At 38.0% G+C, this 15,083-nt stretch carries 19 protein-coding genes; 7 read left to right on the top strand and 12 right to left on the bottom strand.

All coding sequences use genetic code 11. The features are described 5' to 3' along the window. The first annotated feature begins 208 nt into the window (after nucleotides 1-208). Together serC and ACFX40_RS24820 are read left to right on the top strand one after the other, a co-directional pair. Nucleotides 209-1,306, top strand: coding sequence for a 3-phosphoserine/phosphohydroxythreonine transaminase (gene serC, locus ACFX40_RS24825; protein ID WP_034276682.1), 1,098 nt, complete (start codon nucleotides 209-211; stop codon nucleotides 1,304-1,306). Nucleotides 1,307-1,430: 124 nt separating this feature from the next. Beyond that, complete coding sequence (locus tag ACFX40_RS24820) at nucleotides 1,431-1,961, top strand: tryptophan transporter (RefSeq protein ID WP_025752938.1); 531 nt, start codon at nucleotides 1,431-1,433, stop codon at nucleotides 1,959-1,961. Between the two features lie 257 nt (nucleotides 1,962-2,218). On the opposite strand, the gene yhzF is transcribed toward ACFX40_RS24820, so the two are convergent. After that, a complete protein-coding gene (yhzF, locus tag ACFX40_RS27605; protein ID WP_472797451.1) occupies nucleotides 2,219-2,392 on the bottom strand; it encodes a membrane protein YhzF in 174 nt (57 codons plus the stop codon). 118 nt (nucleotides 2,393-2,510) lie between these two features. On the opposite strand from yhzF, the gene ACFX40_RS24815 reads away from it, so the two are divergent. Then, on the top strand, nucleotides 2,511-2,906 hold the full coding sequence (locus tag ACFX40_RS24815) for a YtxH domain-containing protein (RefSeq protein WP_013055314.1): 396 nt from the start codon (nucleotides 2,511-2,513) through the stop codon (nucleotides 2,904-2,906). Between the two features lie 113 nt (nucleotides 2,907-3,019). Beyond that, nucleotides 3,020-3,616 carry an HTH-type transcriptional regulator Hpr gene (locus ACFX40_RS24810; RefSeq protein WP_014461677.1) on the top strand — a complete coding sequence of 199 codons (597 nt, stop codon included), beginning with the start codon at nucleotides 3,020-3,022 and terminating at the stop codon, nucleotides 3,614-3,616. Nucleotides 3,617-3,619: 3 nt separating this feature from the next. Here ACFX40_RS24810 and ACFX40_RS24805 read toward each other — a convergent pair whose 3' ends face one another. Next, on the bottom strand, nucleotides 3,620-3,964 hold the full coding sequence (locus ACFX40_RS24805) for a DUF1878 family protein (protein ID WP_013081673.1): 345 nt from the start codon (nucleotides 3,962-3,964) through the stop codon (nucleotides 3,620-3,622). 476 nt (nucleotides 3,965-4,440) lie between these two features. Here ACFX40_RS24805 and ACFX40_RS24800 point away from each other — a divergent pair, with 476 nt between their 5' ends. Further along, nucleotides 4,441-4,620, top strand: a complete 180-nt coding sequence (locus ACFX40_RS24800) for a hypothetical protein (RefSeq protein WP_013055312.1) — start codon at nucleotides 4,441-4,443, stop codon at nucleotides 4,618-4,620. Nucleotides 4,621-4,655: 35 nt separating this feature from the next. Here ACFX40_RS24800 and ACFX40_RS24795 read toward each other — a convergent pair whose 3' ends face one another. After that, entirely contained in the window at nucleotides 4,656-4,751 is a 96-nt protein-coding gene (locus tag ACFX40_RS24795) for a YjcZ family sporulation protein (protein WP_016762974.1), read from the bottom strand. Between the two features lie 36 nt (nucleotides 4,752-4,787). Then, the gene (locus ACFX40_RS24790; protein WP_016762973.1) at nucleotides 4,788-4,877 is read right to left on the bottom strand and encodes a YjcZ family sporulation protein; all 90 of its coding nucleotides are present in this window, start codon (nucleotides 4,875-4,877) and stop codon (nucleotides 4,788-4,790) included. A 307-nt stretch (nucleotides 4,878-5,184) separates the two neighbouring features. Here ACFX40_RS24790 and ACFX40_RS24785 point away from each other — a divergent pair, with 307 nt between their 5' ends. After that, nucleotides 5,185-6,108 carry a peptidylprolyl isomerase gene (locus tag ACFX40_RS24785; RefSeq protein ID WP_013055311.1) on the top strand — a complete coding sequence of 308 codons (924 nt, stop codon included), beginning with the start codon at nucleotides 5,185-5,187 and terminating at the stop codon, nucleotides 6,106-6,108. A 42-nt stretch (nucleotides 6,109-6,150) separates the two neighbouring features. On the opposite strand, the gene ACFX40_RS24780 is transcribed toward ACFX40_RS24785, so the two are convergent. The 4 genes from ACFX40_RS24780 to ACFX40_RS24765 form a co-directional block, all read right to left on the bottom strand. Beyond that, the gene (locus ACFX40_RS24780) at nucleotides 6,151-6,333 is read right to left on the bottom strand and encodes a sporulation YhaL family protein (protein WP_013055310.1); all 183 of its coding nucleotides are present in this window, start codon (nucleotides 6,331-6,333) and stop codon (nucleotides 6,151-6,153) included. A 65-nt stretch (nucleotides 6,334-6,398) separates the two neighbouring features. Further along, the gene (gene yhaM, locus ACFX40_RS24775) at nucleotides 6,399-7,340 is read right to left on the bottom strand and encodes a 3'-5' exoribonuclease YhaM (RefSeq protein WP_377256823.1); all 942 of its coding nucleotides are present in this window, start codon (nucleotides 7,338-7,340) and stop codon (nucleotides 6,399-6,401) included. A 493-nt stretch (nucleotides 7,341-7,833) separates the two neighbouring features. Further along, nucleotides 7,834-9,087 (bottom strand): ABC transporter permease, encoded by a 1,254-nt coding sequence (locus ACFX40_RS24770; protein ID WP_060745402.1) that lies wholly within the window; start codon nucleotides 9,085-9,087, stop codon nucleotides 7,834-7,836. Beyond that, complete coding sequence (locus tag ACFX40_RS24765; protein WP_029320779.1) at nucleotides 9,080-9,979, bottom strand: ABC transporter ATP-binding protein; 900 nt, start codon at nucleotides 9,977-9,979, stop codon at nucleotides 9,080-9,082. The genes ACFX40_RS24770 and ACFX40_RS24765 overlap by 8 nt, the downstream gene beginning before the upstream one ends. A 141-nt stretch (nucleotides 9,980-10,120) precedes the next feature. On the opposite strand from ACFX40_RS24765, the gene ACFX40_RS24760 reads away from it, so the two are divergent. Further along, nucleotides 10,121-10,306, top strand: coding sequence for a YhzD family protein (locus ACFX40_RS24760; RefSeq protein WP_377256820.1), 186 nt, complete (start codon nucleotides 10,121-10,123; stop codon nucleotides 10,304-10,306). A 40-nt stretch (nucleotides 10,307-10,346) separates the two neighbouring features. Here the strand turns inward: ACFX40_RS24760 and ACFX40_RS24755 are convergent, their stop codons facing one another. The 4 genes from ACFX40_RS24755 to ACFX40_RS24740 all read right to left on the bottom strand — a co-directional run bounded on the left by ACFX40_RS24755 (nucleotide 10,347) and on the right by ACFX40_RS24740 (nucleotide 14,769). Beyond that, the gene (locus ACFX40_RS24755; protein ID WP_013055305.1) at nucleotides 10,347-10,619 is read right to left on the bottom strand and encodes an HU family DNA-binding protein; all 273 of its coding nucleotides are present in this window, start codon (nucleotides 10,617-10,619) and stop codon (nucleotides 10,347-10,349) included. Between the two features lie 112 nt (nucleotides 10,620-10,731). Then, a complete protein-coding gene (locus ACFX40_RS24750; protein ID WP_098433067.1) occupies nucleotides 10,732-11,535 on the bottom strand; it encodes an enoyl-CoA hydratase in 804 nt (267 codons plus the stop codon). Nucleotides 11,536-11,540: 5 nt separating this feature from the next. Beyond that, complete coding sequence (locus ACFX40_RS24745; protein WP_098334693.1) at nucleotides 11,541-13,154, bottom strand: long-chain fatty acid--CoA ligase; 1,614 nt, start codon at nucleotides 13,152-13,154, stop codon at nucleotides 11,541-11,543. A 115-nt stretch (nucleotides 13,155-13,269) separates the two neighbouring features. After that, nucleotides 13,270-14,769 carry a coproporphyrinogen III oxidase gene (locus tag ACFX40_RS24740; RefSeq protein WP_028410269.1) on the bottom strand — a complete coding sequence of 500 codons (1,500 nt, stop codon included), beginning with the start codon at nucleotides 14,767-14,769 and terminating at the stop codon, nucleotides 13,270-13,272. Nucleotides 14,770-15,083: the final 314 nt, after the last annotated feature.

Raw genomic sequence — 15,083 nt, 5'->3', positions numbered from 1 at the left:
TTTCATTTACATGTTTGCCAAAACATGTTTGCGTATACTTTTTATTTATCTTTTTTCTATTATTTTCTCTTTACAGATTAATTTAAATTTTTGAAAAGTTACCTCCACAATCAATGGTTTTCATGATAGTATAATGATATTCTTTCTGACATCAGTCATTAGCCATTTTGTATGATGAGTGTTCGAACTAATTTGAGGAGGAATTAATGTGATTACGTTAAACAGAGCTTATAATTTTAATGCAGGTCCGTCTGCGCTTCCCCTACCTGTCTTACAACTTGCTCAAGAGGAGTTAGTTAATTTTAAAAATACAGGTATGTCTGTGATGGAATTATCACACCGCAGCAAAGAGTTTGAAGATGTATTAACACATGCTAAAGAAACACTCACGGAATTGCTTAACATTCCAGATACACATGAAATTTTATTCTTGCAGGGCGGAGCAAGCCTGCAATTCTCTATGATTCCAATGAACTTTTTATCTCCGGATCAAGTGGGTGCATATGTACTAACCGGATCATGGTCGGAAAAAGCATTAAAAGAAGCAAAGAAACTTGGAAAAACAGCAGTTGTTGCTTCTACTAAAGAAGAGAACTACCGCTCTATTCCAGCTTTAGATGATATAAAGCTTCCAAAAGAAGAAATTGGGTACTTGCATATCACGTCCAACAATACCATTTTTGGTACACAATGGGCTGACTATCCTTCTATCGAAGGAGTAGACTTAATTGCCGACATGTCAAGTGACATTCTTTGCCGTCAAATTGATGTATCTAAGTTCTCACTCATTTATGCTGGTGCTCAGAAAAACCTCGGACCATCTGGTGTCACGGTTGTCATTTTGAAGAAAGAATTACTTAAACGTATTCCTGAAGGTTTACCAACAATGCTGAATTATGAGACACACGTAAAGAGCAACTCTCTTTACAACACACCTCCAACGTTCGGCATTTACATGCTTTCACTTGTTTTAGATTGGATTAAAGAACAAGGTGGCGTTAAAGCAATTGAAGCCCAAAATCATAAAAAAGCTAAGTTACTCTACACAAGCATGGAACGTTCAAATGGTTTCTATACCCCTCACGCTACAGAGGAAAGCCGATCAATTATGAACGTAACGTTTACTTTACCAACCGATGAGTTAACGGCTGCGTTTTTACAGCAAGCAAAAGAAAAAGGCTTCGTAGGATTAGCTGGACACCGTTCAATCGGCGGATGCCGCGCTTCTATTTACAATGCTGTACCGCTTGAAGCGTGTGAAGCTCTTGCCGCCTTTATGGATGAATTTGCACAGGCAAACGCATAATTGGCAGAATTAACTGATCCTTTTTTCACATAAATATGTTACAATCAGTATGTAAATATATGCAATGGGCATAGACGCACTATTGGTATATTTCGAGCTTAGCTTAGAAGAGGAGAGATGAGAAATGAATACAAAGGTTTTAGTTTCTTTAGCGTTATTAGTCGGAATTGGAGCGGTTCTCCACACGGTGGTACCTCCTATTTTATTTGGAATGAAGCCAGATATGATGTTAACAATGATGTTTTTAGCAATCCTGTTGTTTCCTAGCATAAAAAATGTTGCATTGGTTAGCTTAACCACAGCGGTTATTTCTGCTTTAACAACAAGCTTTCCTGGCGGACAAATTGCAAACTTGATTGATAAACCAATTACAGCATTTGTTTTCTTTGCATTATTTATGCTTGTGAAAAAAGCAACAGGCATTAAAACACCAGTTGCCGCTGCTTTAACAGCTGTTGGCACGCTCGTATCAGGAACCGTATTCTTGTCTGCTGCCGCACTAATCGTCGGCTTACCGGGCGGAAACAGCGTCATGGCGCTTGTTGCTGCGGTTGTATTACCTGCAACAGTAGTGAATACAATCGTTATGGTCGTTATTTACCCAATTGTTCAATCCGTTCTAAAACGCACAAGCATCAAAGCAAAATTATCGTAACGTCAAGAGCCTGATTTAATTGAGAATCAGGCTCTTTTTTTACACCAAAAGCTAAGGCCCACCAAAGCGTGGCGGACCTTTAGATAAAACGGTTCATTTATAGTATGTTGCTGATCTTTTAGAAACAATCTACAGTTCGACTCTTAACTTTTTGTTTAAAAAGAAATGGTACAGAATGCTTTTCACTTAAATTTCATTTGCAGCTCATACAATAGGTATGAAGACTTACTATGTAATAAAGGTTTAAGTTCTCCATCCTAGGTTACATAATAAAGTATAAGCGCCAATAAAAAACTCGCAAAAGCCACTGTCGCACATGTAAGAGACTTTTGTTTCAGCACATGTTTAGGTGGATATGATGCCGTTCTAGTCGTAAGGCTAAACCATTTAAAGGCAGCCAGAAAAAAACTCAGGCTAATTATCAAAAGAATGAATAAAGCTACCCCATGTTGATAACCTCCTTCTTTTGTATAAATCTATGCTATTTTTTTATGATTATGTCAGAAGGAAGTGTTAGCAATTACTTTACTACATAGGAGGAAATAAATAATGAGCAGAATGAAAAAACTAGCAGCTGGAGCAGCAATCGGAAGCACCGTAGCCGCTATTACAACGCTTCTTGTTACTCCATATTCAGGACGAGAACTTAAACAGCGTGTCAGCTCTCGAAAAGACCGAGTTAACGCTTCACAACAAGAGCTCTCAACAAAAATAAAAGCTGTTTCTCAACAAGTACAAATGACCGCCAGAGAAGGAAATACTATAGTGAAAAATATCGCAAGTGACCTTTCTACTACCCTTGGTCAGTTTAAAGAAGAAATTGTCCCTCATAAGGAATCCCTTCAGCATCATTTGAAAGAAATCCAAAATTCTTTGTCAAACCTTGAGGAACATGTACAGACAACTAAAAATCCCAATGAAAAAATTGACAAAAAAGAAGGTTGAAACGCCTTCTTTTTTAATTTTTTAAAATTTTGTAAATTTACATCTTTATAATTTTTTATTTTATTGGCATAATAGAAGATAAATAAAAAAAGAGACTAAGTAGGTGGGAGAAGATGAAAAAGACTAGTGATCAAGATTACAGTTTGAAAGAAGCACTTCTATTTAGCCAACGCATTGCCCAATTAAGTAAAGCCCTTTGGAAAACCGTAGAGAAGGATTGGCAGCAATGGATTAAGCCTTATGACCTTAATATTAACGAGCATCATATTTTATGGATTTCATATCATTTAAACGGGGCTTCCATTTCCGAAATTGCCAAGTTTGGAGTTATGCACGTTTCTACTGCATTTAACTTCTCCAAAAAACTAGAAGAACGAGGTTTACTTGAGTTTTCTAAAAAAGAAAGCGACAAGCGAAATACGTACATTCAGCTGACAGATAAAGGCGAGGCCATTTTATTAGATTTAATGGAACATTACGAACCTTCTAATAATTCAGTGTTCAGCGGCGCACTTCCGTTGCGCGACTTGTACGGCAAATTCCCTGAATTTATGGAACTGATGACCGTCATTCGCAAAATTTACGGTGAAGATTTTATGGATATCTTCGAGCGATCTTTCCATCATATCGAAGAAGAATTCACTGAAGAAGATGGCAAGCTCGTCAAGAAAGACAAAGAGAACCACCAGGAGACTATTTCAAACTCTTAATGGTTAGTCCCTTATCCATTGAATAATTTCAAAAAATTCATTCATCACATCTTGATAAGAAGGTTGATAACGAAGCGATTCGACCGTCTCTCTGGGAGTTAATTTATAATTCAGCATGCCAACAAATTGTGTAAGAAGCGGAACAAAGTCTGTTAGACCTTCCGCTTTTTGCTCAATATATTCGTTTTTTGTATCTTCACACAGAATTAAAATTTCCTCTACTTCCTTCTTTGTAAGCTGATTTCTTACCACTAAATCAATAAATGGTTTAGCTTCTTGTTCAGATGTCCCAGATAACAGTTTTATGTAATATTCTAAACGTGATACTCGAGATTCTAAAGTTTCCATCCGCTTCCCCTACTCCTTCAACGTTCATATACCTCTACTCCATATTGTACATGATTCATTCATGTTCTTCCAAATAATTCTTTCTGCGTCATTCACATTTCCTGTTTAAGTAGCACCGTGTAAAGATTTTCATATACTGATTATGTACTCACTGCATATATTAATATAAATCCCTCTGTCCTTTTTAACAATCCTTTTGCACAATGGGTAATTGTTACTCATTTCTTATCCATTCACTTTGCTATTTCGTTTAAAACCTATTTCTCAACTTCTTAACTACCCTTTATAAAATAAAAACCGCATTTCTGTGTAAATACCTTTTGAAATTCTTTGCTCAACTGTATATATAACTATCTATTTTACCGCTTTTTTGGTAATGTTAATATAGATATTTGTAAATTCATACAAAGCTGTACTATATAAATGACTATAAGACTTTTTGTCTTCGTCACACTGATTTTGTTAGGGGGATTTTTATGTACATATTCTTTATTGTATTTGCACTATTCATTTTATTCTACATCAATGCACTAACAAATACATTGTGTATTCAAAAAGAAATTCCAGCTGAAAAACAGCCTAAAGTTTTTCGTACGATTAATGTATTAATTACCATTTTATTAGTTTCATCTTATATTGAAGTATCATTTACATAAAAAACGGTGAGATGTCTCACCGCTTTTTTATAGGCTTAGCAAAAACAGCTAGCTCCGATGATAACTAATAAGATGAATAATACGACTAATAGCGCAAATCCACTGCCGTATCCGCATCCGTAAGAACCCATATCTATCGCCCCTTTCCTTTTATATTCATCTGTTTCCTAGTGGTAACATGCACAACCAACAATGACTAATAAGATAAACAGTACAACTAATAGTGCAAAACCGCCTCCATATCCGCCTCCGCTCATTTGAGCACCCCCTTTGTTTACTAATACTGCATCTTATGCATCAGCTCAAAAAACGTCTAGGCTTTTAGCCCAAACTCCATAATTTATTTCTCTTGCTTCTCGTTTGGAAATTACTCTGTGAGTTTGTCTGCTGTTTTGAAAACGCTTTATAAAAAAGCCATCATAAGCGTATAATCACTTCATGCTTAGTGGAAAATAAATGTAAATTTACGTGGTTTTAACTTCATTTGCTAACATCAGGAAATGTGATATAGTAAATCTTGAGTCAAGCTACATAAGTAAAAATGATGAGTAGGAGTGTTTACGTATGAAAAAAAGCTTAGTTGCACTAACAACGGCAGCCAGCCTCGTTGCTTTATCAGCATGCAGTGGGGGAAATGATGCTTCAAATGCAAACGATTCTTCAAAAGTAATTGTAGAAACAAAAGCAGGCAATATCACTCAAGGTGATTTGTATAAGCAAATGAAAGATACAATCGGACAAGACCAATTTAATACACTCGTACGAAGCGTTACCGAAGAAAAAGTATTGAGTAAAAAATATAAAGTAACGGATAAAGAGCTTGATCAGCAGCTGAACATTCTAAGAGAACAATACGGTGATCAGGTGGATTCAGTTATTAAGCAAAAAGGCGAAAAAGAAGTCAAAGATATGCTAAAAGTGGATATTCTCCGTGAAAAAGCTGCTACGGCAGGCATTAAGGTATCGGACAAAGAGCTGAAAAAAGCTTATGATGAATATAAAGCTCAAAAACCTCAAATTCGCGCAAGCCATATTTTAGTAAAAGACGAAAAAACAGCAAACGAAGTAGAAGCGAAAATCAAAAAAGGCGAGGACTTTGCTAGTCTGGCAAAAGAATATTCAACGGATCAGCAGTCTGCAGCTAACGGCGGCGATTTAGGCTACTTCGGTGAAGGCCAAATGGTTAAAGAATTTGAAGAAGCGGCTTACAAGCTGAAAAAAGGTGAAGTAAGTAAACCAATCAAAACAGAGTACGGCTACCATATCATTAAACTAGTCGATAAAAAGAAAGTAGAATCGTTTGAGAAAAAGAAACCTGAACTTGAGCAGCAAATCAAACGTTCAAAAGTAGATCAAGCAGAAGCGAACAAGAAGATTCAAAAAGAGCTTGATAAAGCCAAAGTGGAAGTCAAAGATAAAAATGTAAAACCAATTTTCGAAGAAGGTGCGACAGATAGTCAATCTGGCGTAGAAACTCCTCAGCAGTAATGCTAAGAGCCTGTCACTCATGTGACAGGCTCTTTTATATAATCAGATGGAATCGCTGTTGCGTCTTTCTTTTTCCACTTGCATTCTTTCGATGAAGACTTGTCCTTCTTTTTCAATAAACGAATCATCCACTTGCTTATCATGTTGTGCAGCACGAATCGCCATAAATCCACTAAAGAAAATGCCTGCTACAACTAAATAAATCCAAATTGGTAGTGTCACCATATATTGATCCCCCATCACAGTTATTTACAACCACTATATGCGAAGGAAGAAAGACTTATACCTTTTTAATCAATCGTTGGTTTATAAAATGAGCGATTATCAAGTGCAAAAATACGCTCTGTAAACTCACCGGGCTTCACTTTTGTTAATGCTCGGTCCAGCATATTCATTTTAGCGTCTACATTGTCAATCAAATGAAGCATCTCAGCCTCTTTAATTAACGGCTTTTTCGGACTTCCCCACTCTTCCTTACCGTGATGCGATAACACAAGATGCTGAAGAAGCATAACCTCTTCTCCTTCAATCGCTAATTCTTCTGCAGCTTTTCCAATTTCATTCACCATAATCGAAATATGGCCAAGCAGGTTCCCTTCGACTGTGTATATCGTCGAAACAGGACCTGAAAGTTCAAATACTTTGCCAAGGTCATGAAGAATAACTCCAGCGTACAGCAAGTCGCGGTTTAAGCTTGGATAAAGGATTGAAAATGACTCAGCCAGCTTCAGCATAGACACCACATGATAGGCAAGTCCCGATACAAACTCATGGTGATTTTTAGTTGCTGCCGGATATTCTAGAAATTCCGTTTGATATTTTTTAAACAAATGGCGAGTAATGCGCTGGACATTCGAATTTTTCATTTCAAATATACTCTTTGTAATGTGTTCGACCATTTCTTCTTGAGATAAAGGCGCCACTTCTAAAAAGTCAGATGTGCGCACTCCGTCTTGGGGCTGTGCAGGCCGAATGTTGCGTATTTTCAGCTGGTTGCGTCCGCGGTAATTCATTACTTCTCCAGCAGCTCGCACAATCTTTTGAGCAGCATAATTTTCCTCGTCATCTGGGGAAGCATCCCACAGCTTGGCTTCAATATCACCTGTTTTATCTTGCAGGATTACCGTTAAAAATGGCTTTCCATTGCTTGCAATTCCTCTCGTTGAGGATTTAATTAAAAAATAAAGATCAACTTGCTCTCCTACTTCGTATTGAGCAATTCCTTTTGTCATGATCTTTTCCTCCTTACCACTTCATTCTATGTATTTGATAACGAATCTCTTATCGCTTCGTCCGCTTATTTACAGCTCTTTACATTTCATTTTACCATCGCTTGGCACCGAATGCACGGGTAGACGCTTTTTCATACAAGATGAGATTGCGACATAACAAAATCAATGCAATCTAAAGACGAACAAATTGGATAAAGGAGCTGAACTGCTCGAGACACCGCTGTTGATTTCCGTGCAAGACTTCGTTTTCTGCGTGAGGGCGCTGAGCCTCCTCGTCTCCTCCGTTCCTGCGGGGGTCTCACCTATTCCGCTTTTCCCTCAGGAGTCTTCGTCTTGCTCTCCAATTCACAGCTAGAAGCAGCCACATATATGAAAACTATGGTCACTATAGCAACAAAAAAATCCGAACGAGTTGGATTCTCCCTCAAGAATCTAGGTTGTTCGTTCGGATCTTCCTTCAACTAAACTACTTTTATCTCAGCCTCTCACTTCTTTATGTTTCTTTTTTCGTTAGCTGCAGCGCCTTTTTAATATCTTTAAAAGAGGTAGATTGCCCATACATAAGGACTCCTCCTTTATACACACGGGCACCAAATATAGCTAAAGCCGTAATCGTCACAACTAAAATCCCTATCGATACACTCACTTCCCACACAGGAACATTTAACATACCTACACGCAAAAACATAATCATTGGAGCAAAAAATGGGATAAAAGATGTGACCGTAATGATTGTGGTTTCAGGATCACCAAGTCCAAACATAGCAATTAAAAAAGCAGCCACAATCACAAGGGTCATAGGCGTAATCATTTGCTGTACATCTTCAATACGGCTCACAAGAGAACCTAAAAAAGCCGCGAGCGTAGCAAAAAGGAAGTACCCCAATATGAAGAAGACAAATGCATACACGAATGTAGTCAGCGGAACATCATTAAATCCGAGATAAGAAAAGATACCGTTATGATTTGTTTCCACACTGGCTTTTAACGATGTGTAGCCCACGCTCAGTATCACTGCAAGCTGTGTTAAGCTGAGCAGTGCAATTCCAATGATTTTAGCAAACATTTGTGTAATAGGTGATACGCTCGATACAAGGATCTCCATAACGCGGGATGATTTTTCAGTAGCTACTTCCATCGCAATCATGCTCCCATACATGATAACGGCAAAATAAATAACAAACAGCAGTACATATACAAGACCTCTTGCTTGATTTAGCTCTTGTTCTGTTTTGGCATTTTCAACTAACGCTTTCTTTTTAAATGAAACAGGGCTGTAAAGCTGATCAATTTGCTTTTCTTCTAAACCGATTTTTACTGTAGCCATAGCCACTTTTGTTTGCTGTACCGCCTGTTCTAAGGTAGAAGAAAGATTTGATTCGGCCAAAGAATTAGCTTTGTACACAGCTTGAGGCAGCTGCTTATCGTTTAAAGATAAGAGTAAATAGCTATCGAGCTCCCCGTTTTTTACCGCTTGTTTTGCCTTAGACTCAGACGTAAATTCTTTTAAATGAATGTCTTTATCCATGACATTTACATTTTGTTTGAACAATGTATATACGCTTTCCACTTCATAGATGACACCCACATTTGTTCCATTATCGTCTGAATTAAAAACGTCGATAATTTTCTCCATATTTGTAAGAGCAACTAGAATAAGAGCAGTAATAATCGTTGTAATAATAAAAGATTTTGTTTTTAATTTATTAAGATATGTATGAAAGACAATGACCCAAAATTTATTCATAGGAAGCACCTACCTTTTCAATGAAAATATCATTTAATGAAGGCTCTTCCACTGCAAATTTAGATACAAATGAAAAGTGTTTAAGTTCTTGAAAAATGAGTTGTGATACGGATTCATGTTGAATTTGAACAATCATGCCTTCAACCGTTTTTTTCACCTTTACAACGCCTTCAAGCTCTGTAATTCTCTCAAATGGACCTTTTCCGTGTACAATAACGTTTTTCTTTCCAAATGAACGTTTGATCTCCGGGAGCCTTCCATACACTACAGGCGTGCCATGATGCATAATACATAAATATTCACAAAGTTCTTCCACATGTTCCATTCGATGACTTGAAAAAACAATCGTCGTTCCGCGCTTTTTCAAATCAAGCACCGCTTCTTTTAATACCTCTACGTTTACAGGATCCAAGCCGCTAAAAGGTTCGTCTAAAATAAGCAGCTCGGGCCGATGAATAACGGAGGCAATAAATTGAATTTTTTGCTGATTTCCTTTGGATAGCTCTTCTACTTTTTTGGAAGCATATTGAGGAATATTAAATCGAGATAACCAGTGCTCCATTTCTTGCAGCACGTTCGCTTTTTTCATTCCGCGCAGCCGTCCAAGGTACACAAGCTGATCTTTGACTTTTAATTTTGGATACAGTCCCCTTTCTTCTGGAAGGTAGCCAACTAGATGACTTCTACTGTAAGTTAAAGATTTATCATTCCACTGGATGTGACCTGAGGTTGGTTCAATGAGCCCTAAAATCATTCGAAACGTCGTCGTTTTGCCAGCACCGTTTGCACCTAAAAAACCAAACACTTCGCCTTTTGGAATTTGCAGGGATAGCTCGTTTACAGCTGTAAATTCACCGTACCTTTTTGAAACTTCACGGATAGAAAGAGACATTTAATTCCTCCTTTGTAAATAAACCTATGTTTATTGTATGGAAAAAAATGATATCTGTAAACCTTAGCAGGATTTAAGGGAATAGGACGAGAAATATGTTGAATACGCTTACAATTATACTATAAGAGGAGAGTAGATTTTATGAGTACTTACACATTAACCGCTTTTGAAAAGACTGGAGAAAAATTAATAGATGAAAGTTTCGAAGCAGCTTCTGATACAGAAGCAAAGACTATCGGCACCAAGAAGTTAGAAGAGCTTTCCTATTTAGAAAAAACGCATCGATGCGTTAGCTCTAGCGGAAAACTTGTATTGTTTCATCGTTAATACAAAACGCCGGAAAGTTTTAGCTTTCCGGCGTTTTATATTACTTTACAGCTTCTTTTAGTTCTTTACCAGCTTTAAATGCCGGTACTTTTGATGCTGGAATTTGCATTTCTTCACCCGTTTGAGGGTTACGGCCTGTACGAGCAGCACGCTCGCGTACTTCAAATGTACCGAAGCCGATTAACTGAATTTTTTCACCTTCACCTAGCGTTGATGAAATTGTTTCTAGTAATGCATCAACTGCTTTAGATGCATCTGCTTTTGTTAACTCTGATTTTGTTGCCACTGCGTTTACTAAATCTGTTTTGTTCATTTCCAATCACCTCATTAGTTTCTACATTATCTTGTGTTACCACTGTTTTGCAACTTTTAAACATGCTCTATCAATATGATAGACAAAAATATTGGCTTTTAAACTAGTTCACTTAATTTTCGGAAATATCTTTTTCACTTTGATTAAAAACAGGCGCTCGCTTTTCCAGAAACGCACGTACACCTTCCTTATGATCCGAACTTCGGCTCATAGCAAACTGACTTCTTTTCTCAAGCGCAAGCACTTGCTTTAATTGTGAAAGAGATGTCTCCACATAAATTCGCTTTGTTTCCTTCAAAGCACGTGAAGGTTTTTTTAGCCAATATGAGAGATAATCTTCTACATGCTTCGCCAAATCTCCTTCTTTTATTTCATCAATTATGCCAAATTGATGAGCTTCCTCTGCTTTTAATGTCTTTCCTGCCCAAATTAGCTGTTTTGCACGATGAGCACCGATGCGCTTTTCTAGTAAAAAGTGACCGCCTCCGTCTGGAATTAGAGCAATACCGATAAAGTTCATCGCAATTTTTGTGTGTCTTTCTGCAATAATATAATCAGAAGCAAGCGCAATGCTGAGCCCTAGCCCTGCTGCCGCACCGTGCAGTACACTTATCGTCATTTGAGGAAGGCTGTATAAAGTCAGAACGGCTTCATTAATCAAATCCATCACCTGCTCAAAACGTTCTGATTGTGAAGGTGACATCATCATATTAATATCTCCGCCTGCTGAAAATACTTTTCCGTTTCCTTTTACTACTAAAAAGTCCGCTTTGCTTTCTTCGACAACTTTTAAACATTGAATAAACTGCTCTAGCACTTCTTCGTTTAATGCATTTAACGCATCCGGCCTGTTAAACGAAATTGTGGCGATACGCTCTTGCAAAACTAGTTCTACTACTTTTAATTCGACGGTCATCTTACTCACCCTTTCTGATAATGATTGAGGACTTGTTCACGAAGCGTACGTTTTAAAAATTTTCCTACCGTTGTCTTTGGAATTGTATTCATAAATAAAATGTCATCTGGAAGCCACCATTTTGCAAACTGCGGCGCTAAAAATCCGAGCAGCTCTTCTGATGAAACGATGCCTTTGTATGCATCTTTTAACACGACACAAGCCACTGGACGCTCTTGCCACACCTTATGAGGGACTGCTATGACACAGGCTTCAAAAACAGCTTCATGGGCAATAAGCGCGTTTTCTAGATCAACCGATGAAATCCATTCTCCTCCGCTTTTAATTAAATCTTTTGTTCGGTCTACGATTTTGATGGTTCCCTCTTCGTCAACCGTTACAATATCTCCGGTATACAGCCAGCCGTCTTTAAACGTATCTTCTGTTCTTTTATCCTTGTAATATTCAGAAGCTACCCATGGGCCCTTTAGTAATAGCTCACCCATTTCCACTCCATCCCAAGCAACTTCTCCATTTTGACCTATTACTTTCATTTCAACCCCAGGAACTAAGAAACCTTGCTTTGCTTTTACGTTGAGCTGATACTCAAAGTCTTCACTGTACTGATAGCTTTTTAAGCGGGAGACGGTCACCACAGGGCTTGTTTCCGTCATTCCGTATGCATGCATAAATTCAATTTGATATTTTTCCTGAAATTCTCGAATGACGCTTTTTGGAGCCGCTGATCCACCGCATAAAATAGCTCGCAAACTATCAACTGCGTAAGGTTTTTCTTCTAACTCTTGTAAAAAATTTAACCAAACGGTAGGCACAGCTGCAGCAAGAGTTACTTTCTCTTGTTCAATCAGAGAAGCAATCGTCTCTGAAGTACAAAAAGCACCCGGCAGCACGAGCTTTGTTCCAAACCAAACGGCAGCAAAAGGAATTCCCCATGCGTTCACGTGAAACATTGGAACAATAGGCATAGCGGTATCAGCTTCTGATAATCCAGCACTATCAGCAAGCCCTAGCGCCATACAGTGCAGATAAATAGCGCGATGAGAATATACAACGCCCTTTGGCTCTCCTGTAGTAGCAGAGGTATAACAAAGACCTGCTGGTTCTTCTTCGTTTAAATCTTGAACAAAAGAATGCGATGCATCTCCTTGCTTAATCCAATTTTCGTAATGATAAACTGGCAAGTCTGTTTCTGGCAGCTCATCTTCATCTGACATAATGATATAGGCTTCAACATGTGGAAGCTTTTGATGAATGCTTTCAAATAAAGGTAAAAAACATTCATCAAATAAAATGACTTTATCGCGTGCATGGTTAATGATGTATACAATTTGCTCAGGATCTAACCGGATATTGATGGTGTGAAGAACAGCGCCTATTCCGGGCACGGCAAAATAAGCTTCTAGATGTCTATGATGATTCCATGCAAACGTCCCGACTCTTTCTCCTCGCTTCACTCCAATTTGTTCTAGCATACTAGAGAGCTGCCGAGTCCGTTTTATTAACTGATTATAAGTTAAACGCTGAATTCCTTTTGAAGATTTAGAAATCACTTCTTTTTTACTAAACAGCTTTTCAGCTCTTTCCATCATAGATGGTACGGTTAACTGTACATTCATCATTAAGCGGCACCTCGAATCGTCATAATAAGAAAACGCTTACAACTTTTTTATATATTCAACAGATTCCGACATTTCCCTGCCGGAAATAAAAAAAGATCACTAAAAAGTGACCTTTTTATTTCATAAATAATTCATCTAAAATCTTGAGTTTCTCTTGTGTGTAGTGCTCGAATCCATCGTTATACGATTTTGGGTCTTTTGGATTCGCAAACCTTGTAATAATGCCTGTTTCTGGATGCACGAACTTACTAGATGCCCCGCATCCAAGACCAATAATCGTCTGCTTTTCTTCCATGATCATAATATTGTACAGGCTCTCTTGACCAGGGAATGAATATCCAACGTTCTCTAAATTACCTAAAATATTTTTTTGGCGATATAAATAATAAGGTTCATACCCTTGTTCTTGAGTCCACTCAGTTGCTAAATCCATCATTTTACCAATTTCATAGCGATCTGCCACTTTGTATTTCCGTTTATTTTGAGTCATTTCAGACGCGCGTTTAAACGATAGCGTATGAACAGTTAAAGATTCAGGAAGCAATTTTTTAGATTCGTCTAGCGTATGCTGAAATTCTTCTACACCTTCATTTGGAAGCCCAATAATTAAGTCCATGTTAATGTTATTCATCCCCATTTTTCGAGAAAGATGAAATTTATCAATAGTTTCTTCAACTGTATGATGACGTCCAATAGCTTTTAAGGTTTCTTGAATATAAGACTGCGGATTTACACTAATCCGGTCAATATTCCATTTGTTCAAAACAGCTAGCTTTTCTTCCGTAATCGTATCGGGTCTTCCTGCTTCTACCGTAATTTCACGGATATTTTGTACATCCGGGAACGATTCATACATCTCTTCATACAGCATGTCCATTTCTTCAGCGGTAATGCTCGTTGGTGTGCCTCCACCATAATAGACGGTTGTAATCTTGACGTTATTGTCTTTTAGCCATTTTCCTACTTCACGCATTTCATAATGCAAGCCGCCTAAAAATGACGTAACGGATCCTTGACGTCCGTTAATGGCATAGGCTGGGAATGTACAGTATGCACACTTCGTCGGACAAAACGGAATGCCTATATAAATGCTGACTTCATTCTTTAACTCATGTAAATCGGGAATAGCTGCTAGTTGACGATCTACAATATGCTGCATTAAATTAATTTTGTCATCGGTAATTAAATATTCTTCCTTTAGCTCACGATGCGCTTGTTCTTTACTTTTGCCTGACTGCAGTTTCATATGAAGCAGCTTCGTCGGACGTATACCGGTCAAAATACCCCATTTTTGAACAATGCTTGTATACTCCTGTAGTACAGATAAGTAGACGCGAAGCACCACATTTTTTATTTGCTTAAATTCTTCTTTTTCTGTTTCATACGGCATAAACGATTTAGAAAGCTCTTCTGTAAACACCTTGTCCGTTTCAGCGTCATGCAGCACTGCTTTCGCATAAATTTCTTCATGAACTTTTAGCTCTACTTCGACCTTCAGCTGAGCTTCGTTATCATCCTCAAAGGAGACATTGCTTTCTTCAAAAAACAAATCTGAAATTCGGTGAAGCGGACGTAAAAAACGCTCATCTTCTATACCTTTTATATAAATGTTCAATATAATCACCTTTCAAATCAATTCTATCTAAGTAACCAGTTTACAAAACCTACGTATGTCCGGTCAAGGTGCTCAGCTCAAGGGAATGCGCGGACAGGAAACAAACGGAAAAAGAGATTGAGGCATAACTACATTCATTCAATCTAAAGATGAACAAATGGGATAAATGAGCTCATATGAATCACTCCTTACACCTCTGTTGATTTCCGCGCAAGGCTTTGCTTTCCGCAGGCGGCCAATGAGCCTTCTCGTCGCTTGCGCTTTTCCCGCAGAAGTCTTCGCCTTGCCCTCCAATCAACAGCTAGAAGCACCTA

The organism is Priestia sp. YIM B13552 (assembly GCF_042787775.1).
In the GTDB taxonomy this organism is placed as follows: Bacteria; Bacillota; Bacilli; order Bacillales; family Bacillaceae_H; genus Priestia; species Priestia megaterium_E.
This window is presented reverse-complemented; position numbering and strand designations above follow the sequence as displayed.

What these genes read in the sequence shown, in the direction of transcription:
- ACFX40_RS24800 (WP_013055312.1), top strand. Translation starts at nt 4,441, where the DNA reads ATGTACATATTCTTTATTGTATTTGCACTATTCATTTTATTCTACATC.
- ACFX40_RS24815 (WP_013055314.1), top strand. Translation starts at nt 2,511, where the DNA reads ATGAGCAGAATGAAAAAACTAGCAGCTGGAGCAGCAATCGGAAGCACC.
- ACFX40_RS24760 (WP_377256820.1), top strand. Translation starts at nt 10,121, where the DNA reads ATGAGTACTTACACATTAACCGCTTTTGAAAAGACTGGAGAAAAATTA.
- ACFX40_RS24795 (WP_016762974.1), bottom strand. Translation starts at nt 4,751, where the DNA reads ATGGGTTCTTACGGATGCGGATACGGCAGTGGATTTGCGCTATTAGTC.
- ACFX40_RS24810 (WP_014461677.1), top strand. Translation starts at nt 3,020, where the DNA reads ATGAAAAAGACTAGTGATCAAGATTACAGTTTGAAAGAAGCACTTCTA.
- ACFX40_RS24765 (WP_029320779.1), bottom strand. Translation starts at nt 9,979, where the DNA reads ATGTCTCTTTCTATCCGTGAAGTTTCAAAAAGGTACGGTGAATTTACA.
- ACFX40_RS24820 (WP_025752938.1), top strand. Translation starts at nt 1,431, where the DNA reads ATGAATACAAAGGTTTTAGTTTCTTTAGCGTTATTAGTCGGAATTGGA.
- ACFX40_RS24780 (WP_013055310.1), bottom strand. Translation starts at nt 6,333, where the DNA reads ATGGTGACACTACCAATTTGGATTTATTTAGTTGTAGCAGGCATTTTC.
- ACFX40_RS24790 (WP_016762973.1), bottom strand. Translation starts at nt 4,877, where the DNA reads ATGAGCGGAGGCGGATATGGAGGCGGTTTTGCACTATTAGTTGTACTG.
- yhaM (WP_377256823.1), bottom strand. Translation starts at nt 7,340, where the DNA reads ATGACAAAAGGAATTGCTCAATACGAAGTAGGAGAGCAAGTTGATCTT.
- ACFX40_RS24750 (WP_098433067.1), bottom strand. Translation starts at nt 11,535, where the DNA reads ATGACCGTCGAATTAAAAGTAGTAGAACTAGTTTTGCAAGAGCGTATC.
- ACFX40_RS24770 (WP_060745402.1), bottom strand. Translation starts at nt 9,087, where the DNA reads ATGAATAAATTTTGGGTCATTGTCTTTCATACATATCTTAATAAATTA.
- ACFX40_RS24745 (WP_098334693.1), bottom strand. Translation starts at nt 13,154, where the DNA reads ATGATGAATGTACAGTTAACCGTACCATCTATGATGGAAAGAGCTGAA.
- ACFX40_RS24785 (WP_013055311.1), top strand. Translation starts at nt 5,185, where the DNA reads ATGAAAAAAAGCTTAGTTGCACTAACAACGGCAGCCAGCCTCGTTGCT.
- ACFX40_RS24755 (WP_013055305.1), bottom strand. Translation starts at nt 10,619, where the DNA reads ATGAACAAAACAGATTTAGTAAACGCAGTGGCAACAAAATCAGAGTTA.
- ACFX40_RS24805 (WP_013081673.1), bottom strand. Translation starts at nt 3,964, where the DNA reads ATGGAAACTTTAGAATCTCGAGTATCACGTTTAGAATATTACATAAAA.